Annotated in this window: 9 protein-coding genes and 1 tRNA gene; 7 read left to right on the forward strand and 3 right to left on the reverse strand. The window is 60.1% G+C overall.

What is annotated here, in order from left to right; translation table 11 throughout:
* Positions 1-689 precede the first annotated feature (689 nt).
* The 3 genes from GPK42_RS07185 to GPK42_RS07195 all read right to left on the reverse strand — a co-directional run bounded on the left by GPK42_RS07185 (position 690) and on the right by GPK42_RS07195 (position 2,175).
* A tRNA-Ala gene (locus tag GPK42_RS07185) sits at positions 690-765 on the reverse strand.
* Between the two features lie 69 nt (positions 766-834).
* Positions 835-1,476, reverse strand: a complete 642-nt coding sequence (locus tag GPK42_RS07190) for a thiamine diphosphokinase (protein ID WP_215694548.1) — start codon at positions 1,474-1,476, stop codon at positions 835-837.
* A gap of 9 nt (positions 1,477-1,485) precedes the next feature.
* Positions 1,486-2,175, reverse strand: coding sequence for an HAD family hydrolase (locus tag GPK42_RS07195; protein WP_215694550.1), 690 nt, complete (start codon positions 2,173-2,175; stop codon positions 1,486-1,488).
* A gap of 331 nt (positions 2,176-2,506) precedes the next feature.
* Between GPK42_RS07195 and glgB the strand changes: the two genes are divergently transcribed.
* From glgB to GPK42_RS07230, 7 genes are all read left to right on the forward strand, one after another.
* Positions 2,507-4,765: a 1,4-alpha-glucan branching protein GlgB gene (glgB, locus tag GPK42_RS07200; protein ID WP_215694552.1), complete on the forward strand. Its 2,259-nt coding sequence runs from the start codon at positions 2,507-2,509 to the stop codon at positions 4,763-4,765.
* 94 nt (positions 4,766-4,859) lie between these two features.
* Positions 4,860-7,286 carry a glycogen/starch/alpha-glucan phosphorylase gene (locus GPK42_RS07205; RefSeq protein WP_215694554.1) on the forward strand — a complete coding sequence of 809 codons (2,427 nt, stop codon included), beginning with the start codon at positions 4,860-4,862 and terminating at the stop codon, positions 7,284-7,286.
* A 108-nt stretch (positions 7,287-7,394) separates the two neighbouring features.
* Positions 7,395-8,543, forward strand: a complete 1,149-nt coding sequence (locus GPK42_RS07210; RefSeq protein WP_215694556.1) for a glucose-1-phosphate adenylyltransferase — start codon at positions 7,395-7,397, stop codon at positions 8,541-8,543.
* Positions 8,544-8,547: 4 nt separating this feature from the next.
* Positions 8,548-9,675 (forward strand): glucose-1-phosphate adenylyltransferase subunit GlgD, encoded by a 1,128-nt coding sequence (gene glgD / locus GPK42_RS07215; RefSeq protein ID WP_215694558.1) that lies wholly within the window; start codon positions 8,548-8,550, stop codon positions 9,673-9,675.
* A gap of 89 nt (positions 9,676-9,764) precedes the next feature.
* Positions 9,765-12,095, forward strand: coding sequence for a glycogen synthase GlgA (glgA, locus tag GPK42_RS07220; RefSeq protein WP_215694560.1), 2,331 nt, complete (start codon positions 9,765-9,767; stop codon positions 12,093-12,095).
* A 218-nt stretch (positions 12,096-12,313) separates the two neighbouring features.
* Positions 12,314-15,610 (forward strand): 4-alpha-glucanotransferase, encoded by a 3,297-nt coding sequence (locus tag GPK42_RS07225; protein WP_215694562.1) that lies wholly within the window; start codon positions 12,314-12,316, stop codon positions 15,608-15,610.
* Between the two features lie 88 nt (positions 15,611-15,698).
* A complete protein-coding gene (locus GPK42_RS07230) occupies positions 15,699-15,935 on the forward strand; it encodes an FmdB family zinc ribbon protein (protein ID WP_055310612.1) in 237 nt (78 codons plus the stop codon).
* Positions 15,936-16,003: the final 68 nt, after the last annotated feature.

Here is a 16,003-nt window from a genome sequence, read left to right on the forward strand (position 1 = left end):
ATATTCAAACCCTGAGCCCAGTCAGACAAGCACGTGGCTCTGCCCCACCGTGAACGGTATGTATAGAAGCAGTTGCTAGAGACGCGGAGGTGTATCGCAAAAAGACCGCATCCCCAGCTGGCTGCGTGCGAGCCAGTCAAGCGGGTACAAAACTGGACCGCACGCAAACAGCTGTAGGACTACTACGCTTTGACACGCAAGCTATTAAATGCACCTTGGAATTACATCAATGCAAATAAATAACGTCGCATGACTTCTTTATTGGAGCTCGTGGTGTTTCTGGCACCGCCGTTACGGCCGGATGCTGATCAACCCTGCGCTTTATGGCTTGCTGGAGCCGCGAGCACAGTTGAACTCATGTAACGTTATGTATCCTAGCACAAGCTGTTAGTGAAACTGATTTGGGCAGTACTGGACAACATTTCGTTCATTTAGCGTGTTCAAGGGGGCTGTTTTGCGATGTTGTTCACATTGATGCAGGTTATTGGGATGCTAACGGTGATTAGGCGCGTTCCTGATGCCCAAATGGAACGGCGATCTACACTGTTAATAGCGTTTGTCTAACAAACTATGTACAGACATGTGAAATAAATTGTGCAACTTTTTGTTGACGTAGGAGGGGTTTGCGGCGCAAGGTATTTTGGCATGAAAAAAGGCCTTCGGAATACCGAAGGCCTTTGTATTCACGATGGTGGAGACGAGGGGGATCGAACCCCTGACCTCTTGACTGCCAGTCAAGCGCTCTCCCAGCTGAGCTACGCCCCCGTGACGACGAAATACTATAGGGGAAGTTGGCGCGACGTGCAAGGACTTTTTTGGTCAGACTCTAAATGCCTAATGATATAGGTAAGCGATGGCAGTGCCGGTATGGACTTGAATCGTGGCTGTTGACCTGACGACGTTGCTGATGCCCGTGTCGGCCAACAGGCCCAGGGTGCTGTGATCTAGTTCCCACTCTAGTCCGTGTTCGCTTACTACCGTCCCAGGGGCTATGGCGATGATGGAGAACGTCTTGCCTTCGGCGCCTTCGATGGTCCACGACTCGCCTCCGTGAAGGATGCGGGCGACTACCTTGTCCTCGGCAATCCAGACTGGGGCGTCATCGTAGCCCGCGAGCAAGCCCAGTACGGAAAGCGCCATATCAGGACGGCCGCCGGTGGCGCAGCTCGCAACCACTTCGGCACCCGGCCAGCGGCGGCGAACGGAATCGAGGGCCAGTGCTAGATCGGTATAGTCCTTGTACGGGTCGTGGCGCTCAACTTCAAAGTCGGTAGCGGCATCGACCAGCGCGCGACCTGCATCGCTCACCGTGTCGGCATCCCCCACATAAACGTCGCAGCCCAGCCCCGCTCCCAGCAGCGCATCCAGGCCGCGGTCCACGGCGACAACGTGGTCGCACTCCCCCGCGAGCCTACGCAACAGATCCGCACTCGCCACCACAGGTGAGCCGCAGACCACTAATACCTTGCAAGCCACAGCCTTCGCCTAACCTTCATACGCAAGAACGCGATCCAAATCCAGCTCCTCATAGCTGTCAATAAAGATATCGCAGTTGGCGCGCACATCGTCCCGCTTCATGCGGCCGTGTGGGTCATAAATACCTACACGCTTAAAACCGGCGGCGCCGGAGCTCTTAAGGCCAAAGACCGCATCCTCAAACACCCATGCGCGCTCAAACTTGTGCCCGTGACGCTCCTCCAAACGGCGCAGCGCCAGCTCGTATACGTCGGGGAACTGCTTGGAACGTCCCGCCTCGCCCGTGGTGGTAATAAACTCCATGTAGGCATCGAGCCCGGCGCCCGCAAGCGCAGACGTAACCAACTCGGCCGGCGTGGACGTGGCGACGCACATGGCAATACCGGCTTCCTTCGCCTGCTTCAAAAATGCAAGCAGGCCCTCGCGCGGCGGCACCTTGGAGTAGCCATCGATCAGGATGCCGCTCAGCTCGCGGTAGAGCTCCTCGCCATTATCGCCAGTGCCCCACGTGTCGTGGTAGGCCTGGCATTCGTCCTCGAGCGAAAGATGCTCAAACTGGGCAAAATCGTCGACCGTCACGTCGACACCGTGGCGGTGCAATAATTCGGGCTGGGCATAGGCCCAAACGGGGGTGCTATTAACCAGTGTGCCGTCGCAATCGAAAATAAAAGCAACCTTGGGAGCGGCGGTATGGGACATAAACGTACCTTTCGATGTCAAATGGTAAACAACCTGCTAAAATAGTTTTACCAAACGTCAGGCTAACAATTTTGAAACCCTAATTGGTAAAACTGTCAAGAGTTTTACCACAGCAATTCTGCCAGTGGTATAAACATGTCGCTTACCGATTAAACGCCCCCGCAAATCCGCTTTCGTCCATAAAACTAACGCACAGGTGTTATCGTAGTTTCTGCCGAAAGTTCCACCGAGCACGCGAGGTGGAACGAATCACTGAAACTTCGCCGTCCCTTCGATTCGTGCAGCCTTGGACCTTTCGCATCTAGTCACCAAGGCAACACGCTGCCGCGTCATGATGGGATCAAACGTGAGCGATACAAAGCTAAAGCCAACGGCTAAAAAGCCCGCAACCCGCAAACCGGCTCCGCACACACCGGAGCTCTCCAAGGACGATGTCTACCTGTTTGGCATTGGAATGTGGGAGCGCAGCTGGGAAAAGATGGGCGCGCATCCCGACACGCAGCAGCGCACGCGCGGCTGGCGCTTTTGCGTTTGGGCGCCCGACGTAAAGAGTGTCCATGTCATTGGTGAATTTAACGACTGGGATGAGCAGGCCAACCCGCTGGTGCCCGTGCATACGAGCGCTATTTGGGAAGGCTTTATTCCTGGCGCCGAGCAGGGTCAGCTCTATAAATATCTTATTGAGACCAACGAGGGTGAAAAGCTCTACAAGGCCGATCCGTATGCCTTTAAGGCCGAGTGCCCTCCGGGTACCGCGAGCGTGCTGTGGACCCTCGATGGCTACAAGTGGAACGACGCCGCGTGGCTCAAGCGCCGCGCCGGTCACAACCATATGTCGCAGCCGCTTAACATCTACGAGGTGCATATTGGCTCGTGGAAGCGCCACGGTGACGCGCCGCAGGGCGAGCCCGACGAGTACGGCAACTACCCCGGTCCCATGGACCCCTTCCCCGCGCAGCGCGGCGAGTTTTACACCTACGACGACCTGTCGGTGGAGCTCGTGGACTACGTGCGCGACATGGGCTATACGCATATCGAGGTCATGCCGCTCATGGAGCATCCCTTCGACGGCTCCTGGGGCTACCAGACGACCGGCTACTATGCCGCCACATCGCGCTACGGCAACCCGCAGCAGCTCATGCACTTTATCGATGCGTGCCACGAGGCGGGTATCGGCGTGATTATGGACTGGGTGCCCGGCGGTTTTTGCGCCGACTCCCACGGCCTTGCCACCTTTAACGGTCACATGCTGTTTGAGCACGAGATTCACCCCAACTGGGGCACGCACAAGTTTGACTTCGCCCGCGGCGAGGTCCGCTCCTTCCTGGTCTCCAACGTACTGTATTGGCTCGAGAACTTCCACGTGGATGGCATTCGCATGGACGGCGTGTCCAGCATGCTGTACCTCAACTTTGGCATCGATGATCCCGGCCAAAAGAAGTTCAACAAGTACGGTACCGAGGAGGACCTGGACGCCAGCGCGTTCATTCGCCAGGTCAACTGCGCCGTGGAGGCGCACTACCCCGACGTGATGATGATGGCCGAGGAGTCCACCGCGTGGCCGCTCGTGACCTATCCGCCGCAGGACGGCGGCCTAGGCTTCCACTACAAGTGGGACATGGGCTGGATGAACGACACCCTGCACTACATGCAGACCGATTTTCCGTGGCGTCCCGGCAACCACGGCCTGCTCACGTTCTCCATCATGTACGCCTTTACCGAGAATTTCATCTGCCCGCTGAGCCATGACGAGGTCGTGCACGGCAAGTGCTCGCTCATCGGCCGCATGCCGGGCGACTGGTGGCGCCAGTTTGCCGGCCTGCGCACGCTGGCTTTCTACCAAATGACGCACCCCGGTGCCAAGCTCAACTTTATGGGCAACGAGATCGGCCAATTTATTGAATGGCGCTACTACGAGTCCATTCAGTGGTTCCTGACCGACGAGTACGAGACCCACCGTCATCATCAGGCGTTTATCAAGGCGCTCAACCACCTGTACACCGCCGAGCCCGCCCTGTACGAGCGCGGCTATACCGACGACGGCTTTACCTGGATCGACGCGGACAACTCCAAGCAGTCCATCGTGAGCTTTGTGCGTCAGGGCGAGGACGTCGATGACGACCTGGTGATCCTGATCAACTTTGACCCGGCAAGCTACGAGAGCTTCCGCGTGGGCGTACCGCGTGAGGGTGACTGGGAGGTCATCTTTGACTCCGACCGTCCCGAGTTTGGCGGCAGCGGATACGCCGGTGAGGAACCCTACACCTGCTCGAGCGAGCCCTATCCCTGGAACGGGCAGATGGACTCTATCGAGATGAAGGTGCCCGGCCTGGCAGGCGTGGTGCTTAAACGCCGCGGTCCCAGTAGCTACAAGCCGCCCGTGGATGAGGCCCCCAAGAAGGCGACGCGCAAGCGCACGTCCTCGGTAAAGCCCAAGCCCGCGGCTGCCAAGAAGGCTCCGGTTAAGGCGAAGACCGCCAAGCCCGCTGCCAAGGCTACGGCTAAGACCAAGGCCAAGAAGGCAACCAATAAAAAGGCTGCTCCCAAGGCTAAGGCAGGCGCTGTTAAAGCATCCGGCAAGGATGCGTAACAAAGCCGTTACAGCTGTAATTACCCGCCCCGCGAGGGCGTAGGATACAAGTCATAACCGTTCCGGGAGAAACATCCCCGGGGGAAAGGAACGTATGAATAAGATCTTCGACAACAAGCAGGAGTTTACCGAGCTCTATCGCGATGCCGTCATGAGCATCAGCGGCAAGAGCATCGAGGCCGCCAGCGACCTCGACCGCTTTAACGCCCTGGCCAAGCTCGTGGCCGAGAAGGCGCGCACCGTTGCCACCAAGAGTGACGCCCGCGTCACCGCGGAGGGCAAGAAGCGCGTGTACTACTTCTCGATCGAGTTTTTGATCGGCCGCCTGCTCGACAACTACCTGCTCAACTTTGGCGTGCGCGACATGGTCGCCGAGGCGCTCGACGACATGGGCTTTGACCTGTCCGTCATCGAGAACCAGGAGCCCGATCCGGCTCTGGGCAACGGTGGCCTGGGCCGTCTGGCCGCATGCTTCCTGGATTCCATGGCAGCCGAGGGCATTGCCGGCTACGGCAACGGCATGCGCTACCGCTACGGCCTGTTTAAGCAGGAGATCGTCAACGGCAGCCAGGTCGAGGCCACCGACGAGTGGCTCACCCACGGCTATCCTTGGGAAGTCCGTCGTCAGGACAAGGCCGTGACCATTAAGTTTGGTGGCCACGTCGAGGGCTTTGAGGAGAATGGCCGCACGTTCTACCGCACGGTGGATACGCAGGACATCCTGGCCGTCCCTTATGACATTCCCGTCGTGGGCTATGCCGGCGAGACCGTCAACAAGCTGCGCGTCTGGGCCGCCGAGCCGGTCGAGGAGCACTTTGACCTTGAGGCCTTCAACCGCGGCGACTACGCCCTGGCCGACGCCGAGCGCGCCGAGGCCGAGGCCATCAGCGCCATCCTCTACCCCAACGACGCCGGCGAGCACGGCCGTCTGCTGCGCCTGAAGCAGGAGTACCTGTTTGTATCGGCCGGCATCTACAGCCTGCTCGACACCTTTGAGAAGGAGCACGGCGAGAACTGGGAGCTGCTGCCGCAGTTTGTGGCCATCCATACCAACGACACGCACCCCGCTATGTGCGGCCCCGAGCTCATGCGTATCCTCATCGACGAGAAGAAGCTCGAGTGGGACGACGCCTGGAACATCGTGACGCAGGTTGTGAGCTACACCAACCACACCATTCTGCCCGAGGCTCTGGAGAAGTGGCCCATCGGCACGTTCTCCAAGCTCCTCCCCCGCGTGTACCAGATCATCGACGAGATCAGCCGTCGTTGGCACGAGTCGTTCGACACCACGCAGGAGGGCTGGCAGGAGCGTCTGCGCCAGACCGCCATCCTGTGGGACGGCGAGATCCGCATGGCCAACCTGTCCGTGATCTGCAGCCACAGCGTCAACGGCGTGGCCAAGATCCACTCCGACATCATCAAGAACATCGTGCTCAAGGACTTCTATGCCCTCACGCCCGAGAAGTTCACCAACAAGACCAACGGCATCTCGCACCGTCGCTTCTTTGCCGAGGCCAACCCCACCTACGCCAAGCTCGTGACCGAGGCTATTGGCGACGGCTGGCTGAAGGACGCCTTTGAACTGGAGAAGCTCAAGGAGTTTAAGGACGACACCGAGTTCCTGAAGGCCGTGGGTGCCTCCAAGCGCGCCAACAAGGAGCGTCTGGCCGCCTACGTTAAGGCCGAGACCGGTCTGGTCATTGACCCCAACACCGTCTTCGATGTTCAGGTTAAGCGCTTCCATGCCTACAAGCGCCAGCTCATGAACATCATGAAGGTGATGGACATCTACAACCGTCGCATCGCCGATCCCAACTTCCACGTGACGCCGACGACCTTCATCTTTAGCGGCAAGGCTGCCTCGAGCTACACCTTTGCCAAGGAGACTATCCGTCTGATCAACTCCGTGGCCGATGTCATCAACAACGACCCGCGCGTCAACGAGGTCATGAAGGTCTGCTTTATCCCAAACTTCCGCGTGAGCAACGCCCAGCTCATCTACCCCGCCGCCGAGATCTCGGAGCAGATCTCCACGGCCGGCAAAGAGGCCTCGGGCACGTCCAACATGAAGCTCATGATGAACGGCGCCATTACGCTGGGCACCCTCGACGGCGCCAACATCGAGATCGCCGACCTGGCCGGCCGCGAGAACGAGGCCATCTTTGGCCTGACCGCCCCCGAGGTCGAGCAGCTCTGGGCATCCAACAGCTACTTTGCGTGGGATACCCTCAACGGCGACCGCGAGCGCCTGGGCCGCGTGATGGACGAGCTCAAGGACAACACCTTTGCGGGTCTTTCGGGCAACTTCGAAAGCATCTACAACGAGCTCATGAACAACAACGACCCCGACCTGGTCATGGCAGACTTCCGCAGCTACGTGGATGCATGGGAGAAACTCACCGGCAGCTATGGCGACCAGGAGACCTGGAACCGCAAGGCCCTGCTCAACACCGCCTCGAGCGGCTGGTTCTCGAGCGACCGCACCATTCGCGAGTACCGCGACGAGATCTGGCACGCTTAAAGGCGCGCGAGCTCCCCTATGCCAGCACGGCATTACTCGACGGGCGTGACGTTGCGCCGCGCCCGTCGCTAATGGGTTTAGGAACATCGATGACAGAAGGAGAAATCGATGAGTAAGAAAGAATGCATCGCGATGCTCCTCGCAGGAGGACAGGGCAGCCGATTGGGGGCACTCACCCAAAAGATCGCCAAGCCGGCGGTTAGCTTTGGTGGCAAGTTCCGCATTATCGACTTTTCGCTCTCCAACTGCTCCAACTCGGGCATCGACACGGTGGGCGTTCTGACGCAGTATCGCCCCTACCTGCTGCATGCCTACGTGGGCTCCGGCGAGGCTTGGGATCTGGACAGCCGCGACGGCGGCGTTTCGATCCTGCCGCCGTACGAGACGCAGACCGGCGGCGCATGGTATGCGGGCACGGCCGACGCCATTACGCAGAACCTCGACTACATCAAGGCCAACGACCCCAAGTACGTCCTGATTCTTTCGGGCGATCACCTGTATCGAATGGACTACCGCAAGATGCTCAAGACGCACATTGAGAACAACGCCGACCTCACGGTGAGCGTTATGCCCGTGCCGTGGGAAGAGGCCAGCCGCTTTGGCATCCTGACCACCGACCCCGAGGACGGCCACATCACCAAGTTCACCGAGAAGCCCGATAAGCCCGATTCGAACCTCGCGTCCATGGGCATCTACATCTTCTCGGCCGACGTGCTGATCGAGGCGCTCGAAGAGGACGCTCTAGACCAGCGCTCGAGCCACGACTTTGGCAAGGACATCATCCCCAAACTGCTCGGCGAGGGCAAACGCCTGTACAGCTACGAGTTCCACGGCTTTTGGAAGGACGTCGGCACCATCGCCAGCTTCCACGAGACCTCGATGGACCTGCTGGGCAACAACCCCGAGTTCGATTTGTTCGACAAGCACTTCCCCATCATGTCCAACATCACCACGCGTCCGCCGCACTACATTGGTCCGGACGGCCGCCTGGACGACTGCCTGGTCTCCAACGGCTGCAAGATCTACGGCACCGCTCGCCACTCGATCCTTTCGACCGATGTCATCATCGAGGAGCGCGCCGTGGTCGAGGACTCCGTGCTGCTGCCGGGTGCGCACGTTAAGAGCGGCGCGCACATCTGCCGCGCTATTTTGGGCGAGAACTCCACGGTCGAAGAGGGCGTGAAGCTCGGCTCTGTCGATACCACCAAGGATACGGCCGTCGTTGGAAATGACGTCGTTATCGGGAAGGGGGAATGATCCGATGATCAATCGCAAGGCCATCGGTTATATCACCGCTAACTACTCTTCGACCTACGGCAGCGTGCTGCTCAAGGACCGCCCCATCGCGTCCGTTCCGTTTTTAGGCCGCTACCGCCTGATCGACTTCCCGCTGTCCAACATGATGAATGCCGGCATTAAGACCGTCGGCGTCGTCATGCCGGGCAATTACCGCTCGCTGATCGACCACGTGGGTTCGGGCAAGGACTGGGGCCTGGACCGCAAGAAGGGCGGCCTGTTCATGGTGCCCGGCAACGCGTATGGCACCACCAAGGGCGGCATGCGCTTCCTGCTGCGCGACATCATCTCCAACAAGACGCTGTTCCAGCGCTCGGACAAGCCCTATGTTGTGATGATGGGCACCAACATCATCTTTAACATGGACCTCAACACCATCATCGACGCGCACGAGAACTCCGGCGCCCAGATGACCGTGGTGTACTGCAAGGCCACGCACAACGTCGACGACGAGACCAAACTCGAAATCAACGAGAACGGCCGCCTGACGGGCGTGAGCGCTGGCGTCGTGTACGGCGACAACGCCTCTATGGACTGCTGCATCGTCAACCGCGAGACGCTGCTCGAGATCATCGATCACTACCAGGCCGCCGACTATCTGGACCTGCTCGAGGCACTCCAGGGCGACTTTGGCAACATCGACGTGTGCAGCTACGAGTACAAGGGCGAGGTCGTGGGCGTGTTTAGCGAGAAGTCACTGTATCGCCGCAGCATGGACCTGCTCGACCAGACCGTGGCCGACCAGCTCTTTGACCCCGAGCGCCCGATCCTGACCAAGGCTCACGACGTGCCGCCTTCGCGCTACGCGACCGGTAGCCACGCGTGCAACTCGATCATCTCGGCCGGCTGCATCATCAAGGGCACCGTGCGCAACTCGATCCTGTCGCGCGGCGTTGTGGTTGAGGAAGGCGCCTCGGTGACCAATTCGATCATCAACCAGAGCTGCGTCATCAAGAGCGGCGCCCGCGTTGAGAATGCAATCCTGGACAAGAACAACGTGGTTCCCACCAACACCGAGCTTCGCGGCACGCCCGAGAACATCCTGGTGCTGGGAAAGGCCCCGTTAACTTCTGATATCACCAACGCGAGCTAGCTTTGGCACCGCAACATCGCTCGTAACACGTAGAATAGCCGCCCGGTTTGCGCCAGGCGGCTATTCTCGAATTGCAACAGGGAGACAATATGGCTGATTCCAGCAAAAAGATGCAGATCGTGTTTGCCTCGGCCGAGTGCGCACCGTTTGTGAAGACCGGTGGCCTGGGCGACGTGGCGGGCTCGCTGCCTGCGGCGCTTGTGCGCGCCGGCGCCGAAGTAATCGTGATGGTGCCCAAGTACGCCACCATCAAGGACGAGTACAAGTCGCAGATGGAGCACTTCTCCGACTTTTACGTGAGCCTGGGCTGGCGCAATGAGTACTGCGGACTCGAGAAGCTCGAGCACGACGGCGTCACCTATATGTTCATCGACAACGAGCGCTACTTCGCGCGCGACTATCCGTACGGCTTCTTTGACGACGGCGAGCGCTTTGCGTTCTTCTCCAAGGCCATCACCGAGAGCCTGCAGCACCTGCCCGCCGGCTTTGAGTGCGACATCCTGCACTGCAACGACTGGCAGACGGCGCTGGCGCCCGTGTTTTTGCGCGAGTTCTACCAGGGCCTGCCGCTGTATGACCGCGTCAAGACCGTGTTCTCGATCCACAACGTGGCGTTCCAGGGCCAGTTTAGCGACACCGTGATGGAGGACATCCTTGGTGTGGCGCACATTCCGGCGGCCGCCTCGCAGCTGCGTTGCGACGCCTGCAGCATCAACTACATGCTGGGCGCGTTGCACTATGCCGATGCCATCACCACGGTGAGCCCCACCTATGCCAACGAGATCCAGACGCCCGAGTTTGGCGAGGGCTTGGACGGTGTGCTGCGCGAGCGCTCCTACGCGCTGCAGGGCATCCTCAACGGCATTGACGTTGCGGGCTTTGACCCGGCGACCGACAAGCGCATTGCCGCCAACTACACCGTGGAGGACCGTTCCGGCAAGGCCGTGTGCAAGGCCAAGCTGCAGGAGGAACTGGGCCTCGAGGTTCGCGACGACCGTCCGCTCATGGTGATGGTCACGCGCCTGACGCGCCAGAAGGGCATGGATCTGGTCATGTACGCGCTCGACCGCATCCTGTCCGGCGGCGTGCAGGTGGCGGTGCTGGGCACCGGCGACCGCGACTACGAGGACGGCCTGCGCTACTTCCAGGACAAGTACCCCGGCACCATGGCCGCACGCATCGAGTTCGATCCGGCGCTGTCGCAGCGCATGTATGCCGCCGCCGACATGTTCCTGATGCCTTCGAAGTTTGAGCCCTGCGGCCTGTCGCAGATCATCGCCATGCGCTACGGCACGCTGCCGATTGTTCGCGAGACCGGTGGCCTGAAGGACACCGTGCAGCCGTACAACGAGTTTACCGGCGAGGGCACGGGCTTCTCGTTTAGCAACTTTAACGGCGACGAGATGGGCGATGCGGTATTCCGCGCGGCGCGTCTGTTCTGGGATAACCGCGACGCCTGGAACCAGCTGGTCACGCAGGCCATGAGCCAGGACTTTAGCTGGACGCGCTCGGCCGATAAGTATCTGGACCTGTACTTCTTTATGCATCCGGAGATTGAGAGGCCGGCGGCTGTTGTCGACGAGCCTGAGGCTGCAGCTGAGCCGGTGGCCGCCGAGAAGCCCAAGACCGAGGAGATGCCGGTTGAGGCTGAGCCCGCAAAGGCCGAGCCTGAGGTGAAGGCTGAGGTTGTTCCTGAGGCAGAGGCCGAAGTCAAGCCCGCTGCAAAGCCCGCAGTTAAGAAGACCACGACCCGCAAGACGACCGCTAAGAAGGCTACGACGACCAAGGCTGCCACGACAAAAACAACGGCTGCCAAGGCAACGACCACGCGCAAGCGCACGACCGCCGCTGCCAAGAAGGCCGCCGATGTCGAGGCTGCTCCCGAGGTAAAGGCAGAGGCCGCCGAGGCCCAGCCGGCCGCTAAGGCTCCGGCCAAGTCCACTGCCAAGAAGTCGACCGCGTCCAAGACCACGACCGCCAAGAAGGCAACGGCAGCCAAGAAGACCACGGCAAAGAAGTCAACGACCACGAAGGCCGCCACGACCAAGGCAGCCGCAAAGCCGGCCGCCAAAGTCGAGGAGACGCCCGCCGAGACCAAGGCCGAGGCATCCGTCGAAGCCAAGCCGGCCGCCAAGACCACCACGCGCAAGCGTGCCACGACGACGGCCAAGAAGACCACGACCAAGGCTGCTGCTCCCAAGGCAGAGGCTAAGCCCGCTGCTGCCAAAGTGGAGCCCAAGGCCGAGGTAAAGGCCAAGCCGGCGCCGAAGACCGCTGAGGTCAAGGCCGCCCCGAAGGCAGAGGCTAAGCCCGAGCCTGCCAAAGAGACCCCGGTCTCCCCCGCCGCTCCGGCCGAGGAAAAGGCTCCGACCAAGAAGACGTCCGTCCGCAAGGCAACGGCCACCCGCAAGCGCCGCTAGTCCACAGACGATCCAAAACCTCATCAAACCCTTATCAAGGGGCGCTCCAACCGGGCGCCCCTTATCTGTGGATAGTTGGTAAAACGATTTTCTAGGACAACCGTTCGCCGATGGTAAACGGATGTTGTTTATACAGCCTGTGTGCAACAGATATACTTACATCCTGTGCGTAAAGCCCATGGCCAGCAGGTCATGATTCTATTGAACTGGACCGTACTATGAGATTGATACACAACAGCCGTCTGCCGCAGTTTCGCACTCCGTTTGGCGCTGTGACCACAGGAACTACCCTTTCGCTCTCCGTGATTCTGGAGGATGCCGACCCCGCGCAGGCAACGCTTACGCTGCGCACCTGGGTCGATGATATCGGTGAGTCTCTGTATCCCATGACGCACGAGGGCGACGGCATATTTAGCGTAGAACTCAAGTGCACTGAACCATGTCTTATCTGGTACAGCTTTATCTGCAATATCGAAGGCCAGCCTGAGGTTCGCCTGGGCGCACCACAGGGCCGCACCGGCGGCGAAGGCGTAACCTACGACTACGCTGAGGTGCCGTCATTCCAGGTCACCGTCTACAAACACCGTGAGAACCGTCCCACCTGGTACGAGCGCGGTATGGTCTACCAGATCTTCCCCGATCGCTATGCCCGCGACGAGCACTGGCGCGAGCGCACGCTGGCCGAGGTCGAAAAGCCGCGTAAGGGCATTCAGCGCCGCATGGTCGAGGACTGGAACGAGCCGCCTGTGTACGAGCGCGCCGAGGACGGCTCCATCAAGACCTGGGACTTTTACGGCGGATCGCTCAAGGGCATTCAGAAAGACCTGCCCCGCATCGCCGAGCTGGGCTTTACGGCCATCTACCTCAACCCCATCTTTGAAGCCGCGAGCAACCACCGCTACGACACCGCCGATTACACCAAGATCGATCCGATTCTGGGCACCGAGCAGGACTTTACCGAGCTGTGCGAGGCGGCCGAGAAGCTGGGCATTTCCATCATTCTGGACGGTGTGTTCAACCACACGGGCGACGATTCGATCTACTTCAACCGCTACGGCAACTACCCCGGCGTGGGCGCGTGGCAGAGCGAGGATTCGCCGTGGCGTGATGCGTTTTATTTCCACGAGGACGGCTCGTACGACTGCTGGTGGGGCGTGGGCAATATGCCCGCCATCAATGAGAGCTCCGAACTGGTACGCGAGAGGCTCCTGGGCAAGGACGGCGTGATCCGCAAATGGCTGCGCGCCGGCGCTCACGGTTGGCGCCTGGATGTGGCCGACGAGCTTTCCGACGATTTCCTAGCTGAGATCAAAAAAGCTGTGCTCGCCGAGAAGCCCGACGCGCTGCTGCTCGGCGAGGTCTGGGAAGATGCCTCCAACAAGATCAGCTACGGTCATCTGCGTCGCTATCTGCAAGGCTCTGAGCTCGACTCGGCCATGGATTACCCCTTCCGCGATATGGTCATCGGCTTTTTGATGGGCTACAAAAACGCCTACCAAGCTGCCGAGGATATCGAGACCTTGCGCGAGAACTATCCGCGTGAGGCCCTGTCTTGCGCGCTTAATCTGCTTTCGAGCCACGACCGTCCGCGCATTATCTCGGTGCTCGGCGGCGGCCCTGACGAGTCGCAGCTGCCCGAGAGTGAGCGCAGCAAATGGCGCCTGGACGAGAACTCCATGGGCCTGGCCAAGAGCCGCTTTTGGCTGGCGACGCTCATGCAGATGACGTTCCCGGGCGTTCCCTCGATCTATTACGGTGACGAGTACGGCTTGGAGGGTCTCACCGATCCGGGCAATCGTCGCACCATGCCGACCAAGGAAAACCTGCACGACTTCGATACGCTTGCGATCGTCAAGAACGCATCTGCTGTGCGCCGCGCGTTGCCGTTTATGATCGACGGTGAAATCAAGGCCTTTGCGCTCAATGACGAAGTACTCGCTTATACGCGCACCGGTAAAGACGGCGAGTCCGCGACCGTCATCATCAACCGCAGCCTGCGCAATTCACACCGCGTGACGATTCCGGCGCTCGGCGAATGCGCGAGCGATGTGATTAGCGGTCACGAGTGCGAGATCCACAACGGCACGGTCACGCTCGACCTGTACCCGCTGGGTTCGTCGATCATCTATCACCACGCCGAGCAGCGCCTGCAGGAGCCGCTCGATCACGGTGCGGGTGTTGTGTGCCATATCACATCGGTGCCGACCGACGACGGCAAGCCCGGTACGATCGGCGCGCCCACGCGTCGCTTTATCGACCATCTGGCCGCCATGGGCATGCGCTACTGGCAGGTTCTCCCCGTCAACCCCACGGACTTCTTCCGCTCCCCTTACGCCGGTCCTTCGGCCTTTGCAGGCAATATCAACCTGCTACCCGAGAGCCACGAGGAGCTGGCAGCCGACTTTGAGACCTGGAAGGCCCGCGGCGGCGAGGATGCCGATCCGCTGTACACTGCGTTTAAACATCGCAATGCCGATTGGCTCGAGAAATACTGCGTCTACATGGCCGTTAAGAAGTACTTTGAGGGCGAGTCGCGCCATGATTGGCCGGCAGATGTCGCGCGCTACAACGAGCATCTGATCGACGACAAGCGCTTTCACAACGAGGCCGAGCTTCAGGCGTACATGCAGTACCGCTTTGACTTGGCTTGGTGCGAGCTCATGAACTATGCGCACAAGAAGGGCATCGAGGTTATCGGCGATATTCCTATGTACGTGTCCGACGATTCGGCAGACGCGTGGAGCGAACCCGAGAACTTCTGGCTGTCCGATACCGGCAAGGCGATTGAGATTTCCGGTGCACCGCCCGACAACTTTGCGCCCGAGGGCCAGGTGTGGGGCAACCCGACGTTCCGCTGGGACCACATGAAGCAGAACGGCTATAGCTGGTGGATGGATCGCCTGCGTCGCGCGTTCTCGCTCTACGACCGCGTGCGCCTGGATCACTTCCTGGGATTCCACAGCTACTTCAGTATCCCCGCAGGCAAGGCTTGCGCCGAAGGTCGCTGGTTGGCGGGACCGGGCAAGGACCTGTTCCAGACCGCTTATGACGAGCTGGGTCCGCTCAACTTTATCGCTGAGGACTTGGGCTATCTGACGCCCGGTGTTCGCGCCATGGCATCGACCTGCGGTTTCCCCGGCATGGACGTGCTGGAGTTTAGCGACTACGACGTTCGTTGCGGTGTGCATCCCACGCCCGGCAAGATTCTGTACACCTCGACGCACGATACGTCGACGCTGGCCGGCTGGTGTACGCGTTCCTTTGCGGGCGGCGATGAACCGAGCGGTGTTGAGGTGGCGGCCAAGCTGATGAGCGACGCGCTGGCAAGCGACGCTCCCCTGGTGATGATGCCGCTGCAGGATGTCCTGGGGCTTGGCGACGACGCGCGCATGAACGTTCCGGGCGTGGCCACGGGCAACTGGACCTGGCAGGCTGACGAGGCAGACATTGCAGCCGCCGAGAACAAAACCGCACAGCTCCTGCGCAACAACCATAGATTCTGGGGCGAAGCGTGATAAAAGCCCCGATATAGGGTACAGTTACAGATGTTTGAATTTTTGCGGGCAGAGTAATCTGCCCGCTTTGTGCTGAAAAGGAAGTATTATGGCGCGCTACGATTACAAGTGCTCGAGCTGCGGCAACGTGTTTGAGGTTGAGCATCCCATGTCCGAGACTCCCGAGGTCGTGTGCCCCAGCTGCGGTGCCCCGGCGGCCAAGACGTTCTCGGCCAGCGGCATTAAATTTGAGGGCAGCGGTTTCTACAACACCGACCAGCGAAGCGGCGGCTCCAGCACCAGCGCCACGAGCGGCTGCTGCGCCAACTGCCCGCATAGCCACTAGAAACCAAATAGCCCCGCGACCGACACCGATCGCGGGGCTGATTCTTTGCGCTATAGGTGGCTCTATGA

It is taken from the genome of Collinsella aerofaciens (assembly GCF_018785265.1).
GTDB lineage: Bacteria > Actinomycetota > Coriobacteriia > Coriobacteriales > Coriobacteriaceae > Collinsella > Collinsella aerofaciens_AI.